At 47.5% G+C, this 18,924-nt stretch carries 15 protein-coding genes; 8 read left to right on the forward strand and 7 right to left on the reverse strand.

Features of this window, described 5'->3' with window-relative positions:
• Positions 1-2: 2 nt before the first annotated feature.
• The 7 genes from ACMHKJ_RS16595 to ACMHKJ_RS16625 form a co-directional block, all read right to left on the reverse strand.
• Positions 3-686: a fimbrial biogenesis chaperone gene (locus tag ACMHKJ_RS16595; RefSeq protein ID WP_413495641.1), complete on the reverse strand. Its 684-nt coding sequence runs from the start codon at positions 684-686 to the stop codon at positions 3-5.
• Positions 687-750: 64 nt separating this feature from the next.
• The gene (locus ACMHKJ_RS16600; protein WP_413495643.1) at positions 751-1,317 is read right to left on the reverse strand and encodes a fimbrial protein; all 567 of its coding nucleotides are present in this window, start codon (positions 1,315-1,317) and stop codon (positions 751-753) included.
• Positions 1,318-2,111: 794 nt separating this feature from the next.
• Complete coding sequence (locus tag ACMHKJ_RS16605; protein WP_413495645.1) at positions 2,112-3,134, reverse strand: D-cysteine desulfhydrase; 1,023 nt, start codon at positions 3,132-3,134, stop codon at positions 2,112-2,114.
• Between the two features lie 29 nt (positions 3,135-3,163).
• Positions 3,164-4,612, reverse strand: a complete 1,449-nt coding sequence (locus tag ACMHKJ_RS16610; RefSeq protein ID WP_413495647.1) for a Na+/H+ antiporter NhaC family protein — start codon at positions 4,610-4,612, stop codon at positions 3,164-3,166.
• A 45-nt stretch (positions 4,613-4,657) separates the two neighbouring features.
• Positions 4,658-5,803 carry a trans-sulfuration enzyme family protein gene (locus ACMHKJ_RS16615; RefSeq protein WP_150385021.1) on the reverse strand — a complete coding sequence of 382 codons (1,146 nt, stop codon included), beginning with the start codon at positions 5,801-5,803 and terminating at the stop codon, positions 4,658-4,660.
• A 362-nt stretch (positions 5,804-6,165) separates the two neighbouring features.
• A complete protein-coding gene (locus tag ACMHKJ_RS16620) occupies positions 6,166-6,930 on the reverse strand; it encodes an FCD domain-containing protein (RefSeq protein ID WP_413495650.1) in 765 nt (254 codons plus the stop codon).
• Between the two features lie 174 nt (positions 6,931-7,104).
• Positions 7,105-8,403 (reverse strand): MFS transporter, encoded by a 1,299-nt coding sequence (locus ACMHKJ_RS16625; RefSeq protein ID WP_413495652.1) that lies wholly within the window; start codon positions 8,401-8,403, stop codon positions 7,105-7,107.
• 350 nt (positions 8,404-8,753) lie between these two features.
• Here ACMHKJ_RS16625 and uxuA point away from each other — a divergent pair, with 350 nt between their 5' ends.
• The 8 genes from uxuA (at position 8,754) to atoD (ending at position 18,922) form a co-directional block, all read left to right on the forward strand.
• On the forward strand, positions 8,754-9,938 hold the full coding sequence (uxuA, locus tag ACMHKJ_RS16630) for a mannonate dehydratase (RefSeq protein WP_413495653.1): 1,185 nt from the start codon (positions 8,754-8,756) through the stop codon (positions 9,936-9,938).
• Positions 9,939-10,006: 68 nt separating this feature from the next.
• Positions 10,007-11,473, forward strand: a complete 1,467-nt coding sequence (locus ACMHKJ_RS16635; RefSeq protein WP_413495654.1) for a fructuronate reductase — start codon at positions 10,007-10,009, stop codon at positions 11,471-11,473.
• A gap of 14 nt (positions 11,474-11,487) precedes the next feature.
• Positions 11,488-12,909, forward strand: a complete 1,422-nt coding sequence (gene uxaC, locus ACMHKJ_RS16640; RefSeq protein WP_413495656.1) for a glucuronate isomerase — start codon at positions 11,488-11,490, stop codon at positions 12,907-12,909.
• Positions 12,909-13,871: a sugar kinase gene (locus ACMHKJ_RS16645; RefSeq protein WP_413495658.1), complete on the forward strand. Its 963-nt coding sequence runs from the start codon at positions 12,909-12,911 to the stop codon at positions 13,869-13,871. Before uxaC ends, ACMHKJ_RS16645 begins: the two co-directional genes overlap by 1 nt.
• A 21-nt stretch (positions 13,872-13,892) precedes the next feature.
• Entirely contained in the window at positions 13,893-14,528 is a 636-nt protein-coding gene (locus tag ACMHKJ_RS16650) for a bifunctional 4-hydroxy-2-oxoglutarate aldolase/2-dehydro-3-deoxy-phosphogluconate aldolase (RefSeq protein WP_413495681.1), read from the forward strand.
• A gap of 275 nt (positions 14,529-14,803) precedes the next feature.
• Positions 14,804-16,624 carry a two-component system sensor histidine kinase AtoS gene (atoS, locus tag ACMHKJ_RS16655; RefSeq protein ID WP_413495683.1) on the forward strand — a complete coding sequence of 607 codons (1,821 nt, stop codon included), beginning with the start codon at positions 14,804-14,806 and terminating at the stop codon, positions 16,622-16,624.
• Positions 16,611-17,996 (forward strand): acetoacetate metabolism transcriptional regulator AtoC, encoded by a 1,386-nt coding sequence (atoC, locus tag ACMHKJ_RS16660; RefSeq protein ID WP_413495660.1) that lies wholly within the window; start codon positions 16,611-16,613, stop codon positions 17,994-17,996. Before atoS ends, atoC begins: the two co-directional genes overlap by 14 nt.
• Before the next feature lie 275 nt (positions 17,997-18,271).
• Positions 18,272-18,922 (forward strand): acetate CoA-transferase subunit alpha, encoded by a 651-nt coding sequence (gene atoD, locus ACMHKJ_RS16665; protein WP_413495662.1) that lies wholly within the window; start codon positions 18,272-18,274, stop codon positions 18,920-18,922.
• Positions 18,923-18,924 lie beyond the last annotated feature (2 nt).

Here is an 18,924-nt window from a genome sequence, read left to right on the forward strand (position 1 = left end):
ATTTATTTAACAGAGACGTTTTTCTCAATCGCTTTACCATAGTCATTTATATATGTCAGCCTGACATGTGCGGGTGCATTGATTGTACCGGGTAACTTCAGTGTTTCTTCAGATTTTGGTATCAGATAACTATCAGGTATTTTTATTTCCTGATTATTAATGGCTAATTTTGAAATGTTAACATAATAGGGCGTCGGGTTTTTGACTATGAGAGTATTTCCGGATACGCGCCAGGTTAATTTATCAATATAGGTTTCAATATCTTTATTATCTAATGATGCAGGACGGTAAATTATTTTTATTCTGTTTGTCATGGAATAACGTAAAACATTCTCTTTACCTTCACTACTTGGTGCAACAAACTTAACATTCAGCCAATAAAGCGATTCGCTGTCTGACGGCAAATTGACAACTTTTGTTACCTGCAATGTATTCTTTTGTTCTGCCCGCAGCTTTAATAACGGGGGGGTAGAAACAAAGTCAGGGCTGACTTTTCCTGTTTTATCTTCAACCCAGGATTGCAGCAGATAGTTTCTGTTTTTGTCGGTATTAAAGGCAACTACACCTTCACTGTTATTTTTTTCATGATAAACCAGTCGGGTTGTTTCCAGACCGAATCCGGCATAGCTTTTTACAGTGAATAAAATGCATGTTAAAACAGAGATAGTGATATTTTTAGTAAACATAATGTCACCTGATTAAATGATACTATAAAAGTAATGCGCAGATTAAATAATCTGCGCACTGATATTAATTATAGGAAAGAGTATAATTTAATGTTGCATCAGCCTGACCAGCTTCAACATTATCAGCAGTACTATAATATTTTGCAACATAGCTTGCATGCCACTCGGCACCAGAAGATACGTCATATTCTTTAGTGACAGAACCGTTGATGATAATATCAGTACTCATGTCTTCACGATCATAAAGAACAATACCGATATTTTTTGCAGTTTTAGGTGACTGTGGGTTATCCAGTTCTAAAAGAGAATCAGAGTTACCTTTTGGTTTGCCTTTAAGCTGTAATTTTACTTTGCCTTTCTCCGGGCAATCAGTTAGTGAAATATCCAGTGAACCGTTTTTACCTTCTCCACCAACTTCATCTCCGTGCTTGGTGAAAGCACTGGTTGGATAACGTCCCATATCAACATCTGCGTTTGGCGAATTCGAATTATTAATATCTATTGAGCAAGTGGCATTATAAATATACCCTTTGAATGAAATAGTTCCGTCTTGCTCAATAGCGGATGCACTCATTACTGAACCTGCCAATAAAACAGATAATACGGTCTTGCTTATTAAAATATTTTTCATTTAAAAACCTTGTTTAAATTAATATCGATGGTATTCAGGATGGCTCAATAAAACTAACATGCACCATTTATCATCAGATATTAATCTGATTGAAAATAACGATTGAAATGGCTATAAATTGTTACATTTAGTAAGAAATGCGTTTATTTATCCGACAATAAATATTGTCTGTATATCCGTTCATCTGAGTTCTGTTGATCAGCCTGACTTATCGCGAGATGGTGCTTTCCGGCATGAGTCAGATATAAAGTGATGCTACGTTGACATTATTATATATGTTTATTTTCGTGATAAATTAAGTGATGACCAAGTCACTCACAATATAAGTATACCTCAATCATCTGTTTTCGGAACAGTCTGGTGTATCGGCGTGTTATTTGATGTTTCGTTATGTTTCAGAGTGGGGATTTACTATTACTTGTTGATTATTATTGATTTTTATTCGATATGATTTTATATCACCTGAATTATGTTCGTGCAAAATAACGGCAATTTAAAATAACTTTATGTTTTATCATTGGGTTAGACAAATCTAAATGAAAGGGAAACGAATAATAAGCGTATTGTTTTCTTACATATAGCAAACTGCTATTATGTGGGTTGTATCAACGTATTTTTATAAATACAGTTTAATCTTTATTGTATTGTTACTTATTTGTTAAGAATGGAAATAAGACATATTTGTGATAAATGAAACGGATTGGTAAGTTCTGACTAAAAAAAGGAAGTGACAGATACGGATAAATAATATGCTACCCGTATCTGCTTAATCTCACTGCTGTGTCAGCCGGTAATTATTTTATTGCGGCACTTACTTCCTGATAAGCAAATAAGCCTGTTGCCCCACCCGTATGAATAAACAGCAGCGGTGACGTATCCTGCGGGTTACGGCGCACCTGGTCAATCAATCCTGCCATTGCTTTGCCGGTATAAACAGGATCAAGAAGAATGCCTTCGCTGCGTGCCAGCAGTTCAATCGCTTCCAGCCCGCCCGCGTTTGGCATACCGTATTCCGGTGCAAAGTAATCATCCCAGAGGATGACCGGTGCCGGTGTCTCAATACCAAACAGCGGTGCCAGTTCATTTTGCAGTTTGATGACTTTCGGTGCCTGGTCGGCGTAAGTGCGCGACACAGTGACACCGATCACCGGGGTTTGCGGCATGACGAGCTGCAAACCGATTGAAAGTCCGGCATGCGTTCCTGCACTGCCGGATGCAACAACGACGGCACCGAATTCAACACCTTCAGGTTGTTGCTGTGCAATTTCCAGAGCGCACTGTACATATCCGAGCGACCCTAACAGATTCGAGCCGCCAACCGGAATGATACAGGCATCTTTCAGTTTCATATCATCAACCAGAGTCTGCATCTGTGCATTGGGATCGGTCAGTGCATCACACATAACACATTGCGTGCCAAATAAATCACTCAGCAGTTTATTGCCGTTGTTCAGAAAATTTGTTTCCTGACTGCCGATCGGGTTTTCCAGCAGCGCGATACATTTCAGCCCGTACATTGCTGCAATAGCCGCTGTCTGGCGGACGTGATTCGACTGGATAGCGCCGGCGGTCACAATGATTTTTGCCCCTTTTCCCAGAGCATCTGCCATCAGAAATTCCAGCTTGCGCAGTTTATTACCACCGGCGGCGAGAGGCGTTAAATCATCGCGCTTGATGTAAATATCCCGTCCCAGCAGACGGGAGAGGTGGTTCAGTTTATTCAGAGGCATTACGCCGCCGAGTAAATCAATCTTACTGAACAGTGCCAGTGTTTGATGCAGCCGGGTTTCCCCGGCCTGGAGTACAGAAGATGACATAGCGTTTCCTTGAATGTTTCCGGTCAGTCTCAGTAAGTAAATCCTAACCAGAGATAGACGGCCAGTGCAAAACTTGCTGTTAATACGGCGTACGGCATCTGGGTACGGATATGCTCGATATGGTCACAGTCTGTTGCCATTGAGGCGACAATCGCATCACTGGAGATAGGCGATGTCATATCACCGAAGATAGACCCGGCAATAGCGGCACCAATCATATATTCCGGCGGCATCCCGACAGAAATACCCAGTTGCACACCGATCGGGATCATAATCGCGAATGTACCCCACGAGGTTCCGGTTGCCAGCGACATCACGGCGCTGATAAGGAAGATAAAGCCGACCGAGAAGCCTGGTGCTATCACCCCGGACGTCACATGGGCAATATAGGCCCCGGTGTTCAGGTCAGAGGAAACGTGTCCCATCAGGAAGGCGAGGATCATCACGGAGCTGATTTTAATCATGCCCGCGTAGCCGATATACAGCTCTTTAAAGAAGGTATCCACATTCATCACGCGGCGGACAAGGAACCAGATAAAGGAAACCGCTGTCCCGAACATGACACCCCAGTAAACAGATGTGGAGCCACTGCCTTTACTGAAGTCTCCGTCACCTGTGATATACAGCGCTACCGGCACCATCAGAATGGTGGAGAGAATAGGGATAAAGAAGTTCAGTGAGGTATGGCAGTTCGGATGATTGATAATATCTTTATCGTCTTCTTCCGGCTCTTGCGCTTCATCTGTGGTATTGCCGGTAATGGCGTCCGCAGAATAGTTGATAGCTTGTGCGCGCATTTCTGCTTTACGCATCGGTCCCCAGGACACATTACTGAAAATGTAGAACAGGATGCTGGCAAGAGAGAACCACGCCATGATGTTGTACACCATAGAATGTGCAAGAATATCAAATGGTTCGCCGGTAATCAGCCCTTGTGAGATCTGAACACCGATAACCCCCATCATTGCCGCACCCCAGCCGTTTATCATGGCTGAAGAACAAACAGAGACACAGGCAGTCTGGATGATGTATGACATCTTCTCAGGCGGAACGCCGTATTTTTTCGCCAGCGCTTTGGTGGATGCGCCGGAAACCAGCTGATTGATTGAGCTTTCAATAAAAATCAGTGAGGTAATAATCATCGCCAGCAGTTGTACACCTTTTCTGCCTTTGATTATCTGTGTTTTATTGGTGAGCAGTCGCACAAGTGCCCGCACGCCGCCGGTGACAACAACCAGGCGCATAATCCCGCCAATCATCAGCATAAAGATGATGGTTTTGGCGTTACCTGATGACTTAAAGACATCAATTATGCCTTCAAGTGTGCCGCGGATCCCAAGTAAAATGTTGTGGTCATGAATGACGGTAAACCCGACAAGTATCCCGATCAGCAGTGATAAAATCACCTGGCGGGTACAAATGGCTAAAATTATAGTGACGACCGGGGTGATGATCGTCCAGATTCCATAGTCCTGCATACGCTTTCTCTGCTGTTATTTATTATTGTAATGAAACGCGGAGACTCAGGCTAATGCCTGCTCTAAGTCAGCCAGTAAATCGCCGATATCTTCAATACCGACAGACAGACGCAGTGTGCTGTCAAAAACACCAATTTCTTCGCGCTCTTCGCGGGTCATTGAACCGTGGGACATGGTCGCCGAGTGGTTTACCATGCTTTCCACGCCGCCCAGAGATTCAGCCAGAACGAAGTAACGCAGCTTGCGGACAAACTCTTCTGTCTCTGCCAGGCCGCCTTTAAGCTGTATGGTGACGACCGCACCGCCGGTACGCATCTGTTTTTGGCACAGTGCATAGTGAGGGTGTGTTTTCAGACCCGGATAGAAGATTTTTTCAATTTTTTCATGACCGCAGAGATATTCTGCGACGGCCTGCGCATTACTGCACTGTGCCGCCATTCGCAGTGCCAGGGTTTTCAGCCCGCGCAGCGCAAGATAGGCATCAAACGGAGACGCGACAGCGCCGGTTGTGGTTTTCAGGAAATTCAGTTTTTCTGCCAGGTCATCACGGTTGGTGATTACCGCGCCGCCGATAAGATCTGAGTGTCCGCCGATATATTTACTGGATGACACCATAATCAGATCCGCGCCCATGGTCAGGGGTTTCTGGTTCCATGGCGTCGCAAAGGTATTATCGATACAGGTAACAATATTGTGTTCTTTGGCAAGTGCGCAGATAGCCTGAATATCCACCAGTTCCAGTAACGGATTGGTCGGGCTTTCTATCCAGATCATGCGGGTATTGTCTTTGATTTTACTGCGTACAGCGCTTAAATCATTGAGATCAACATAATCAAACTCGTGCCCGCAATTCTCTTTGGCGACCCGTTCAAATAAGCGGAAGGTTCCGCCATAAACGCCTTTCATTGCAATAATGTGCGAGCCCTGCGGGAACATATTCAGGACCAGTGCGGCGGCGGCAACACCAGATGCGGTGGCGGTCGCATAAGTGCCTTCTTCTACATCCGCCAGCAAAGTTTCATATGCGTGGCGGGTCGGGTTACTGACGCGTGAATAGGCATATTCGCCGTGTTCACTCAGGCTGGTCTGAACAAAGGTGCTTGCTGTGGTAATCGCCGGAAAAATAGCATGGTTAACGTTATCCTGCTGCTGTCCGCCGTGGATAAGCACTGTGGCAATTTTTTTACTCATTTTTAGGTGTCCTGTGAAATATGCGATAAACATACCCTTATTCATTCAACCTGCATCCTGAATAATGTTGGGTATCGTCAGTTAATTGTTATTGTAATGGACGGATATTGGCACAGGTAACCAGAAAAAATTTTCTAAAAAGATTATGCAGCCGGGGAGGGCAGAGAATAAATTTCTCTGTGAAGAAATAATGCTTATCTATCAGGTGATTATGCTGGTTTTATAAATGAGACACTAATCACATTATGAATAATAAGGGTATTTTTTTATTTTTTCGTCGTTATTTTTGGCCGTTAAAATAAAAAACCGGACAAAATATGTCCGGTTTTCTACGTAGTTCAGAGACTGATTATCAATCCGGATTAATTGCGGACCAGATCGACCGGGTATGAATTGAACAAATAGCCATCAAAATTAGGGTCGTCGACATCGGAAAGTTCCAGCAGGCGCTGTTTAACATTTTCCAGATGTTGCCACATGGCTTCTTTGGCGGCAGCAGGGTCTTTTTTAATCATGGCGGCAAGGATCACCTGGTGATCGGTCATCCACTCTTTGCGGTACTCTTTATCCGCGATTCTGGTATGGAGTTTTAACCACATCGGGTTATTTTCCCGCCATGCCCAGGATTGCTTGAGCAGTTCAACCAGCATACTGTTATGTGTTGCCTCGGCAATCGCCAGGTGAAACTCGCGGTCACCGGTTTCATCTTCACCGGTTTTCAGCTCATCACGCTCCCGTTGCAGCGCACTGCGCATATTAGCAATATCCAGCGGGGTTGCCTGGGTGGCGGCGAATTCAGCAATATTGCTTTCCAGCAACTGGCGTGCCTGGAGAAGCTCAAAAGGACCTGCGGCATTCAGCGCGCAAGGCTCCGTTGCCACATTCTCCCTCTGATGGGGGAGAGCAACAATATAGATACCGGAACCCTTACGAACCTCAATCAGGCTCTCCAGTTCCAGCATAATTAATGCTTCGCGTACAACCGCTCTGGAAACATCAAGCATTTCAGCGATTTCACGTTCAGGCGGAAGTCTGTCACCGATGGCGTAACCCATATTGGTTATCATCTGGCGTAACGCCAGTCCGACTTCCTGATAAGGGCGTTTTGGTTCAGTCAACTGTGTCATTATCATGGCCGTAAAAAATGAAAATATTACTCTGATAGTTTATCAGAGATTGGTCGACCAAAAATGATTTTGCACGCGTATTTGCTAAAAAAGCGGCTGAATTCAGAATACATGGCAAAAAAAGAGGTACGCAACAAATATCTGCGTACCTTTGTATATATTGAATACTGCTGATTAATGGGTTGGTGCTAATGTGGCTCCGCTATCCTGCTCCGGTTCTTCCGGTTCCTCTTTCTCTTTAATCAGTATCCACAATGCCGCCGCGCCTATCAGGTCGAAAACAGCCAGTGCGATAAAGAACGGACCGAAACCAATGATGCCGACGAATGCCCCGATGAATAAGTTAAAGATTAACTGACCTGTCCATGCGCAGGCGCCTGCCATACCAACGACGGTTGCGACTTCGTTGCGTTTGAACAGATCTGCACCCAGCGTTGCGGCAACAGTAGATAACAACTGGTGAGAGAAACCACCGATACTGATCAACAGCACTGCGATATACGGGTTATCTACAATACTGACCAGACCGATAGTGGTCATCATTATGGCGCCAATAGTAAAGGTAATGCGGCGTGAGTTAATCAGGGAGATACCGCGATCATTTAAGAATTTCGCAACAAATCCGCTGGCAAGACAACCCAGGTCAGCCATCAGGAACGGCAGCCAGACAAACATCGCAATCTCTTTTAAACTGAAATGCAGGGTTTCAACAAAGAAAATCGGTACCCAGAAATTAATTGTTCCCCATGCGGGATCGGCAAGGAAACGGGATATACCGATACCCCAGAAGTTACGCTGTTTCAGGATATTTTTGATGGATGTTTTTTCTTTCTTCGCGGACTGAAGGTGTTTTTCCTGACCGTTCTCGATATAGGCACGTTCTTCATCAGACAATCCTTTGGCATCTTTCGGATCTTTATAGAAGAAAAACCAGACAAATGCAGCGATGATCGCCATTGCACCGGCAACGACGAAAGCAAACTGCCAGCTGTGGAACATAATACACCAGGCGATCAGCGGGGGAGCCAGCATAGCACCAAAAGAGGTTCCCATGTTGAATACGCCGGTCGCGATACCCCGCTCTTTTGCCGGGAACCAGGTTGATGCCGTTTTCACACCGGCAGGTATTGCTGATGCTTCACTGAAGCCCATAATACCGCGCATGAAAGCCAGTCCCTGCCAGGAGCCGGTCAGGGCGTGAGCCATTGTGGCGAGACCCCAGATGATGGCACAAATAAAGAAGCCCAGTTTCAGACCAATGGTATCAATGAAAAAGCCCATAATTGGCTGACCAATGGTATACGCCAGCTGGAATGCACTGACTACCCAGGAATATTGTTCTTTGGTAATACCCAGCTCATTCATGATCGTCGGTGCAGCAACACCTAATGCGGTACGGTCGAGGTAGTTAATGATGGTAATGAAGCAGACCAGCAGAATCATACGCCATCTGTAGTGTTTAATTATTTTCATAGTCAGCCTTTTTAATTTTATGCTTTTTTCCCGTTAATCCTGTTTCTGTGTGTGGTCAGACCGGTCTGAAACAGAGAGGAAATTGGTTAACCAATTTGGTGAGTGTTCCTTCACTACTTATTTATTGTCTTAGTGAGTCAACGCGATTCTGCATAAAAGATAGGCATTATTATGTGATCAACCTCTTGGTTTTATATTGGTTGTCCAAATTGATTGCCTTATTGTGATCTGGTTAACCAAATTGGTTGACCACAATGGCGGGTTATGGTGTTGTATGCCACTATACCGTCCCGGATACCTGCTGAATAAGGCCATCCGGTCATATCTGCGGAGCATAAACGAGGTTTAGTATGAAACAAACTTGGCGTTGGTACGGACCGGCAGATCCGGTTACTTTATCTGATATCCGTCAGGCGGGCGCGACCGGTATTGTGACCGCGCTGCACCATATCCCGAATGGTGACATCTGGACTGTTGAAGAGATTAAGACACGCAAAGCGCTGATTGAAGCGAACCATCTGGAATGGACGGTTGTGGAAAGCGTGCCTATCCATGAAGATATCAAAACACAAACCGGCGACTATGAAAAATGGATCGCAAATTATCAGCAATCTCTGCGCAACCTCGCGGCCTGTGGTATTTACACTGTCTGTTATAACTTTATGCCTGTCCTCGACTGGACACGGACAGATCTGGAATATGAGCTGCCGGACGGCTCCAAAGCCCTGCGCTTTGATCAGATTGAATTCGCGGTATTTGAAATTTACCTCTTACAGCGCGAAGGGGCTGAGCAGGACTATACTGCCGCAGAGCTGGCTCAGGCGAAAACCCGCTTTGACACTATGCGGGACGATGAAAAACAAAAACTAATCAACAATATTATTGCCGGTCTTCCGGGTGCGGAAGAGGGCTATACACTTGAACAATTTCGCCAACACCTGGGGCGCTATACTGGTATCGATAAAGCGAAATTACGTGAAAATTTCGCGTATTTCCTGAAGAAAATTATCCCGGTTGCCGAAGCATCCGGTCTGAAGATGGCAGTACATCCGGATGATCCTCCGCGCCCTATCCTGGGATTACCGCGCATTGTTTCCACTATTGAAGATATGCAGTGGATGGCGGATACCGTTAATAGTGACGCCAATGGTTATACCATGTGTACCGGCTCTTACGGCGTACGTGCTGACAACGACCTGGTGAATATGATAGAGACGTTTGGTCCGCGGATTTACTTCCTGCACCTGCGTTCCACACTGCGTGAAGATAACCCGAACACGTTCCACGAAGCCGCGCACCTGTATGGTGATGTGGATATGTATAGTGTGATAAGCGCTGTTGCTGCTGAAGAGAACCGCCGCCGCGAAAATGGCGGGGAAGCACTTATCCCGATGCGTCCTGATCATGGTCATCAGATGCTGGATGACCTGAAAAAGAAAACCAATCCGGGATATTCGGCAATCGGCCGCCTTAAAGGGCTGGCGGAAATTCGTGGTCTGGAGATGGGCATTCACCGCGCATTCTATACAAAATAACTTTACCCTGTCTTTTGTTCCGGCAGGCTGCGGGAATATCTCTGCGGCCTGCTCTCCGGGAGCCTGTAATGGAAAAAAATCTTGTCACTGCGGTTATCACCGCCAAGCGTCCGGACTGGACGACTGATCGTCTTACCACCCGCATTGTTCATCTCGGCTGCGGCGCATTTCACCGCGCACACCAGGCGCTGTACACGCATCATGTATTAGAAAAAACAGACAGCGACTGGGGATATTGCGAAGTCAATCTGATGTCTGCGCAGGATGCTGCATTGATTGAAGGCTTACAGTCACAGTCCATGTTGTACACCGTGGCAGAAAAAGGCGCGGAAAAAACTGAATTGAAAATCATCGGGTCAATGAAAGAGGCCATGCACCCGCTGATTGATGGTATTGATGCCGTCATTGAGAAAATGGCGTCACCGGATGTCAGTATTGTTTCACTGACGGTGACAGAAAAAGGCTATTGTACTGACCCCGCAACCGGCAAACTCGATCCTGATAATGCACTGATTAAACAAGATCTGGCCACACCGGATACCCCGAAATCAGCAATCGGGTATATCACTGCGGCACTTAAGCGCCGCTTTGCCCGCGGGCTGCCACCGTTTACGGTGCTCTCCTGTGATAATGTCCGTGAAAATGGTCATGTTGCCCGGGAAGCCGTGCTCGGACTGGCGCGGTTACAGGATGCGGCGCTGGCTGCGCGCATTGAGGATAATGTCACATTCCCTTGCACTATGGTTGACCGCATTGTCCCGGCTGCCACGCCGGAAACACTGGCTGAAATCGCACAACTGCTGGGCACAGAAGATAACTGTGCTATCGCCTGTGAGCCGTTCCGCCAGTGGGTAATTGAAGATAATTTTGTTAACAGCCGCCCTGAATGGGATTGTGCGGGTGCGCAGTTTGTACAGGATGTGGTGCCGTTTGAATTAATGAAGCTGCGTATGCTTAACGGCAGCCACTCATTCCTTGCGTACCTCGGTTATTTAGGCGGATATGCACATATTTCCGATACCATGACCAACCCGGATTACCGCAAAGCCGCACGAGCGTTGATGCTTGATGAACAAGCGCCGACCCTGATTATGCCGGAAGAGACGGATCTCGTTGCGTATGCGGATAATCTCATCGACCGGTTTACCAATCCGTCACTGAAACACCAGACATGGCAGATTGCGATGGACGGCAGTCAGAAATTACCACAGCGTTTGCTGGACCCGGTCGCGTGGCATATTGCAGATGGCAGTGATTACCGCCGTCTGGCGCTGGGTGTGGCGGGCTGGATGCGTTATGTCAGCGGCACTGATGAGCAGGGTAATCCGATTGATGTGCGCGACCCGCTGGCAGAAACCTTTGCCGCGATTTATGAAAAACACGGACTTTCTGTTGCGGTCGTGGATGAACTGCTGGCAATTGAGTCTGTTTTTGGTGAGAAATTGCCGAAGCAGCAGGCGTTTGTTGATGCTGTAAAACGTGCCTATCAGCAGTTACTGGATGTCGGCGCCCGTCAGGCGGTTGCCACACTGTAATCCCGGAGATCACGATGAAACCATTCCTTTGCGACGATTTTTTATTACACAGTGAGATTGCCCGCCGTTTGTATCATGGCTATGCGGCAGACATGCCAATCTATGATTATCACTGTCATCTGAACCCGCGTGAAATCGCGGAAAACCGCCGGTTTGATAACCTCGGGCAAATCTGGCTGGAAGGTGATCACTACAAATGGCGTGGTATGCGCTCCGCCGGAATACCTGAGCGGTTGATCACCGGACGCGACAGCAGTGATTATGAAAAATATCAGGCATGGGCAAAAACCGTACCGATGACATTGGGTAATCCGCTCTATCACTGGACACATCTGGAATTACGCCGCCCGTTCGGGATCACCGGCAAGCTGTTTGGTCCGCAAACGGCGGAAGCGGTCTGGAACGAAGCCAATGAAAAACTGGCGCAGCCTGAATTTTCCGCGCGCGGCATTATGCAGCAGATGAATGTGAAAATGGTGGGCACAACCGATGACCCGGCAGACCCGCTTACTTATCACCATCAGATTGCACAGGATAAGAGCTTTACTATTGAAGTGCGCCCGAGCTGGCGTCCTGATCGCGCGTTTAAAATTGAGCTGGACGGCTTTACGGATTATATGGTGAAGCTGGGACAGAGCGCGGATGTGGATATCTCCCGGTTCAGCGATTTACTGACCGCACTTGAGCGCCGTCTCGATCACTTTGAGCAGCACGGCTGTGTGGCATCCGATCACGGTATCGAAATTCTGCGCTACGCGCCGGTACCCGATGAATCTGTGCTCGACAGCATTTTGCAAAAACGCCTCTGCGGGGAAATACCGGATGAAACCGCAACGGCGCAGTTTGCAACAGCGGTGCTGGTCTGGCTCGGCAAGCAGTATGCAAAACGCAACTGGGTCATGCAGTTACATATTGGTGCGCTGCGTAATAATAATACGCGCATGTTTAATCTGCTTGGCGCAGATTGTGGTTTTGATTCCATCGGCGACGCGCCGGTGGCGTATCCGCTCTCGCGTCTGCTTGATGAGATGGATAAAACTGATGAACTGCCGCGCACTATTCTTTATTGTCTGAATCCGCGTGACAATGAAGTGCTGGCGACCATGATCGGCAACTTCCAGGGCGGCGGTATCGCCGGCAAAATTCAGTTCGGCTCCGGCTGGTGGTTTAATGACCAGAAAGATGGCATGCAGCGCCAGTTAGAGCAATTATCGCAACTCGGGTTGTTAAGTCAGTTTGTCGGTATGCTGACAGATTCCCGCAGCTTCCTGTCCTATACTCGTCATGAATACTTCCGCCGTATTCTGTGTAATATGCTGGGTAATCTTGCGGTTAACGGCGAAATTCCGGCAGATGAAGATATGCTGGGACAGATGGTGCGCGATATCTGCTTTAATAATGCACAGGGTTATTTTTCAGCTGCAAAAGGTGAATAATGACAGTCAAACGGATAGGTCTGATTGGTGAATGCATGATCGAACTGAACGGCGTGCCGTTCGGGGCGATGGTTCAGCGTTACGGTGGTGATGCGCTTAACAGTGCGTTATATCTGGCTCGCGCCGCCGGTGATAAGGTTGAGGTAAATTTTGTCTCAGCGATGGGAACCGATCCGCTCAGTAAAGGAATGATTAACCGCTGGCAGGCGGAAGGGATCAATACGAAATTCGTGCTTATTGATCCTGACCATCAACCGGGACTGTATCTTATCCAGCTCGATGAACAGGGCGAGCGGACATTCCTGTATTGGCGCAATGATTCAGCGGCGCGCTATCTTGTCCGCCATCCGCAGTATCCCGCGTTGCTTGTACAACTGGCACGGATGGATGCGGTGTATCTCAGCGGCATCAGCCTGGCGATTTTACCGCCGGAAGACCGGCTGAGACTGCTGGATGATTTGAAAGCACTGTCACAGCAGGGTAAAACGATTCTGTTTGACAGTAACTACCGCCCGGCGCTGTGGGCGGATGAAAACGAAACCCGCGCCTGTTATCAGGCAATGTATGCCCTGACAGATATGGCGCTGGTGACAGATGATGACGAAGCGCGTCTCTGGGGAGACGGTTCCCGTAATGCCACATTTGAGCGGCTCGCTGCGGCGGGTGTAAAACAGGCGATTATAAAAGCCGGGGCGCAGGGTTGTGATTACCGTGACCTGCGCACTGATACGCCGGTGGTGAATATTGCCACCACACCGGTTGAGCAGGTAGTGGATACCACCTCTGCCGGTGACGCATTCAACGCCGGTTTTCTGGCTGGCTGGCTGACCGGGGCTGATATTGAAACGGCGGCACGAATGGGACACCGGCTTGCCGGCGTGGTCATTCAGCACAAAGGGGCGATTATCCCGCAACCCGCAACCCGCCCGGTTACTGATACTTTATTTACGCACTCTCTTTAACGGGAGAAGCAGGAGAATATGATGTCCGAATTACAGGCAATGATAGCCCGTTTCCGTCAGCTGAAAATTGTACCGGTTATTGCGGTTGAACAGGCTGAAGATATTATTCCGCTGGGTCATGCACTGGCGGATAATGGTTTGCCGGTGGCAGAAATTACCTTCCGTACAGAGTGCGCGGCGGAAGCGATTAAACTGCTGCGCGAAGCACGCCCGGATATGCTGGTGGGCGCAGGGACAGTGATCAACCGCGAGCAGGTACGCCAGGCGAAAGCCGCGGGAGCGCAGTTTGTTGTCTCTCCGGGACTGAACCCGAATACTGTGCAGGCATGTCAGCAGATGGATATCCTGATTGTTCCGGGCATTAATAACCCGAGCGCCGTTGAACAGGCACTGGAACTGGGTATTAATTTTGTGAAATTCTTCCCGGCGGAGCCGTCAGGTGGTATCCCGATGATCAAAGCCATGCTGGCGCCGTATCATCAGTTGCAGGTAATGCCTACCGGCGGTATCGGGCTGAATAACATCCGCGACTATCTGGCTATCCCGCAAATAGTGGCATGCGGCGGCTCCTGGATGGTACCCGCCTCACTGATCAAAGCAAAAAACTGGGCGGAAATCGGCAGACTTACCCGCGAAGCCAGTGAGTTTGTGAAGTAATTCCCTTGTGTTATCCGGTGGCGGGATGTGTATCTCCTGCCACTGTTCTTTCTCTTCTCCCTTTTTTTTCGTCTCCCCCGCCGACCGGTTTTTTTGATTTAATCACCTCATTTTGTATTTTATCAGCGGATTATCATAATGTGTTCAATGTATTGATATTTCTAATATCTTATTGTTTTTATTGATATTACGGAAGTATGACCGCTCGCAAAGATATTTTTTAACCACTTGATTATGATAAATCGTCGATATTCTTTCTAAATGGGACTGCCGTGTTGCATAAATACTGTCCGTTCAGCCTGCGGGACAAATTAATCCTGATGGCCATTATATTGGTGACTGTCCCGACATTAATTATCGGCTATTTTGTTGAAACGGAGGGGCGCGCTGCGCTGTTGCAGGAAAAGCGCAACAAACTTTATTCTGTGGCACGGTTGCTGGAGCAGTCACTGGATAAAGAGTATGAACTGGGCGCGTCGCTGCCCCGTGAGAGGCGGCTGGCATTAATCAGCGAAAAATTGTATCCGGAAGCCGAAGTGATTACCGCGACATTCCCGGGTGTCGGCACCGGGTATTACCACCGCGAGCTGGACGGTATTGTGACTTACTCCCCGCGTGCACTTTACGGCAACAAAATCGGCACCACGATCACCGATGAACACCCGGGAAGAAGGGTGCTGTCAACCGGAGAGCCGGAAATTGGCTGGGGAAGCCAGGTCCGCGGCAATATTATGAACGCCATGATCCCGATAAAGCGCGGCGGGAACGTTATCGGCTATGTGTGGGCAAATGAACTCACCGATGATATAGACCGCCAGGCGCTGGCGATGGATATCAAAGTACTCTCTGTCATCTCGCTGGGAATTGTCTTTAGTCTGCTGATCATTATCGGGTTTTCCCGCCACTTCAGCCGGGATATTCACGCAATTAAAAACGGATTGAGTGACCTTTCCCGTAACCTCAATATTCATCTGCCCATGATGAAAGGTGAAATGGGTGAAATCAGTGACAGTGTGAATACATTAGCGCAGGCGCTGCGGGAAATGAAAACGCTGAATGAATTAATTATTGAGAGTGCGGCTGACGGGGTGATTGCCGTGGATATTAATGGTTGTGTGACAATGATAAACCCGGCAGCGGAAGAGATTACCGGCTATCTGCAACGGGATATGTACGGTAAATATTATGGCGATATCTTTTCCGGGCGGGATTTTTCCAGCCCTGTGCTGGATACCCTCAACCAGGGTATTGAGCATGTCAGTCTGGAAATTGAGTACCCGGCAAAAGATCGCATGATTCAGATTAACGTCAGCACCAGCCAGATCCGCAATGCAGCCGGGGAGCTTATCGGCGCGCTGGTGATATTTAAAGATCTCACTGCGCAAAAAGAAGTACAGCGACGGATGCAGCAGGCAGAAAAACTCGCCACGCTGGGTGAGATGATGGCAGGTGTGGCGCATGAGGTCCGCAATCCTCTTACGGCGATCAGCGGGTTCGTGCAGATCCTCAAAGAACTGGAAAATCATCCGGATAAGCTGAGTTATATCGATATTGTTCTGAAAGAAGTGGATTCAATCGACCGCATTATCCGTCAGTTGCTGGATTTCTCCCGCCCGCAGACAGAAATATTCCGTCCGGTCAGTATAAACCGGCTGATTGAGGAAGCACTGGTTCTGGTAAAAACCAAAGGTGTCGAAGCGAGAGTCTCTTTCCATTATGAACCGGATGAAACGCTGCCGCTGATTGAAGCAAACAGTGAGCTGCTCAGGCAGGTATTACTCAATATTATTATTAATGCTGTCCAGTCTATCCCTGCGCGGGGTGAGATGTTTATTTCGACGCATTACAGTGAAGATAACCGGGTCATGGTGGTTATCCGTGATAACGGATGCGGTATCAGACCGGAATTACAGAAAAAAATATTTGATCCGTTTTTTACCACAAAAGCGTCCGGAACGGGGCTGGGACTGGCTATCAGTCAGCGGATTATTACAGGCCATGGCGGGGATATCTTTCTGAAAAGTCAGGAACATCATGGCACAACGTTCACATTAATGTTGCCGGTAACGCAGAGTAAGTACAATGATAACAACTAAATCTTACCGTATTCTGATTGTTGATGATGAAAAAAATCTGAGCCAGATGTTACAGACGGCTTTCCGGATTGACGGGCACGACATACTGACTGCCGGAGACGGCGAAGCTGCCGTGGCGTGTTTTAAACAAGAACAGCCTGATGTGGTGCTGATGGACATCCGTATGCCGAAACTGGATGGTATTGAGGCTCTCCAGCAAATGCGGAACATTAACTCAGGCATTCCTGTGATCCTGATGACGGCTTATGCTGCGGTGGAAACCGCCGTAGAGGCGCTGCGTCTGGGCGCATTTGATTATGTGATAAAACCCTTCGATTTAACTGAGCTTAAATTACTTATCTCCCGTGCGCTGCAATTACAGGAGATGAAACAGGAAATTAATCTGTTACACCGTGAGCTGAGTGCCAGCTATCAATGGGGAAGAATGCTGACCCGCAACCCGAAAATGATGGAAATTTGCCGCGATATCGCCAAAGTGTCCCGCAGTCAGGCCAGTGTATTAATTACAGGGGAAAGCGGGACAGGCAAAGAAGTGGTGGCGCGGGCGATTCATTACAACAGTGAACGGGCAAGCGGACCCTTTATTAAAGTAAACTGTGGGGCATTGCCCGGTTCATTGCTGGAAAGTGAATTATTCGGTCATGAAAAAGGGGCATTTACCGGCGCTCAGGTTCAGCGGCAGGGGCTGTTTGAACGGGCAAGCGGCGGTACATTGTTACTTGATGAAGTCGGCGAGATGCCATCGGATTTGCAGGTAAAATTGCTGCGGGTGGTGCAGGAAAAGGAATTTGAGCGGGTCGGCGGCAGTAACACTATCCGCGTGGATCTCCGCATTGTTGCCGCGACAAACCGGGATATGGATGAGCGCGTGCGGGAAGGGCATTTCCGGCGGGATCTTTTCTACCGTCTGAATGTTATCCATTTAAATTTACCGCCCCTGCGTGAGCGTCCGGAGGATATCGGTTTACTGGCTTCCCATTTCTTACAGAAATTCAGTCAGGAGAACAACCGGGATATTATTGAACTGGCGCCTGAAACACTGGCGCTGCTGACGGGGTATCCATGGCCGGGGAATGTGCGGGAAATTTCCAATGTAATTGAGCGTGCCGTTATTATGAGTACCGGTTTTGTGATTTTTCCGGAAGATCTGCCGGAACAACTGTTGTCACAGGTGAGAAGTCAGGTGACACCATTGCTGCCGGTCATGCAGGAGCCGGGGTTGAATTTAAAAGAAAATATCAAAGCTTATGAAAAAGAGCTGATTATTTCGGCGCTGGCCGAATATCAAAATAATAAGACACATACCGCATCTGCATTAGGAATTAGTCGACGGGCATTAATGTATAAATTACAAGAATACAGCATCGAATAATATATAATATAATTATAAAAAGCACGGAGATATAAATAATATATCCCGTGTTTTTTTGTTTTCTGCTATGAATGATTTTGCACACTGTGCATTTTATTGCACGTTTATTTTATATCTCTATTTATATAGTTTGTTAATTAATTTGTTTTTTAATTTAATTAACAATTAATATCAATGCGTTATACTTATTTGTTTATAACATAAAAACAATATTATTATTGGCATGTCATTTGCTATTACCTTTCTGAGAATATTTTATTTCAAAGGGAAGGAAAATGAAAAATAAACAAATAACAACAAAGAAAGCCGGTGAATTTTTTCGTGACGGAATGACGATTATGGTCGGTGGTTTTATGGGTATAGGAACACCCCCGCGCTTAATTACCGAATTATTAGAATCCGGCGTAAAAGATTTAACGATTATTGCGAATGATACCGCGTTTGTTGATACCGGCTTAGGTCCGCTGGTGGTGAACGGACGGGTGAAAAAAGTCATTGCATCTCATATCGGAACCAACCCGGAAACCGGACGCCGCATGATTGCCGGTGAAATGGAGGTTCAGCTTGTTCCTCAGGGCACACTGGCGGAGCAAATCCGCTGCGGTGGTGCCGGGCTGGGCGGATTTTTAACGCCCACCGGCGTTGGCACTATTGTTGAAGAGGGCAAACAAAAAATAACCCTCGATGGTCGTGATTATCTTCTGGAGCTCCCGTTGCGCGCTGATCTGGCGCTGATCTGTGCTCACAAAGCCGATGCCCTCGGCAACCTCACCTATGAACTGAGCGCCCGCAATTTTAACCCGCTGATGGCGCTGGCCGCAGATATCACTATTGCGGAGCCGGATGAAATGGTCGCTGTCGGTGATATTGACCCGGATTGTGTCGCCACACCAGGGGCGATTATTGACTGGCTGATTGTGGAATAAGG

Origin of the sequence: Morganella psychrotolerans (genome assembly GCF_965118875.1) — a bacterium.
GTDB classification, from domain to species: domain Bacteria; phylum Pseudomonadota; class Gammaproteobacteria; order Enterobacterales; family Enterobacteriaceae; genus Morganella; species Morganella psychrotolerans_C.

Excerpts from the sequence above, each read along its gene's own strand:
- ACMHKJ_RS16620 (WP_413495650.1), bottom strand. The coding sequence starts at position 6,930 with ATGACACAGTTGACTGAACCAAAACGCCCTTATCAGGAAGTCGGACTG.
- atoD (WP_413495662.1), top strand. The coding sequence starts at position 18,272 with ATGAAAAATAAACAAATAACAACAAAGAAAGCCGGTGAATTTTTTCGT.
- ACMHKJ_RS16605 (WP_413495645.1), bottom strand. The coding sequence starts at position 3,134 with ATGTCATCTTCTGTACTCCAGGCCGGGGAAACCCGGCTGCATCAAACA.
- ACMHKJ_RS16600 (WP_413495643.1), bottom strand. The coding sequence starts at position 1,317 with ATGAAAAATATTTTAATAAGCAAGACCGTATTATCTGTTTTATTGGCA.
- uxuA (WP_413495653.1), top strand. The coding sequence starts at position 8,754 with ATGAAACAAACTTGGCGTTGGTACGGACCGGCAGATCCGGTTACTTTA.
- ACMHKJ_RS16650 (WP_413495681.1), top strand. The coding sequence starts at position 13,893 with ATGTCCGAATTACAGGCAATGATAGCCCGTTTCCGTCAGCTGAAAATT.
- ACMHKJ_RS16615 (WP_150385021.1), bottom strand. The coding sequence starts at position 5,803 with ATGAGTAAAAAAATTGCCACAGTGCTTATCCACGGCGGACAGCAGCAG.
- atoC (WP_413495660.1), top strand. The coding sequence starts at position 16,611 with ATGATAACAACTAAATCTTACCGTATTCTGATTGTTGATGATGAAAAA.
- ACMHKJ_RS16595 (WP_413495641.1), bottom strand. The coding sequence starts at position 686 with ATGTTTACTAAAAATATCACTATCTCTGTTTTAACATGCATTTTATTC.
- ACMHKJ_RS16610 (WP_413495647.1), bottom strand. The coding sequence starts at position 4,612 with ATGCAGGACTATGGAATCTGGACGATCATCACCCCGGTCGTCACTATA.
- ACMHKJ_RS16635 (WP_413495654.1), top strand. The coding sequence starts at position 10,007 with ATGGAAAAAAATCTTGTCACTGCGGTTATCACCGCCAAGCGTCCGGAC.
- ACMHKJ_RS16645 (WP_413495658.1), top strand. The coding sequence starts at position 12,909 with ATGACAGTCAAACGGATAGGTCTGATTGGTGAATGCATGATCGAACTG.
- ACMHKJ_RS16625 (WP_413495652.1), bottom strand. The coding sequence starts at position 8,403 with ATGAAAATAATTAAACACTACAGATGGCGTATGATTCTGCTGGTCTGC.
- uxaC (WP_413495656.1), top strand. The coding sequence starts at position 11,488 with ATGAAACCATTCCTTTGCGACGATTTTTTATTACACAGTGAGATTGCC.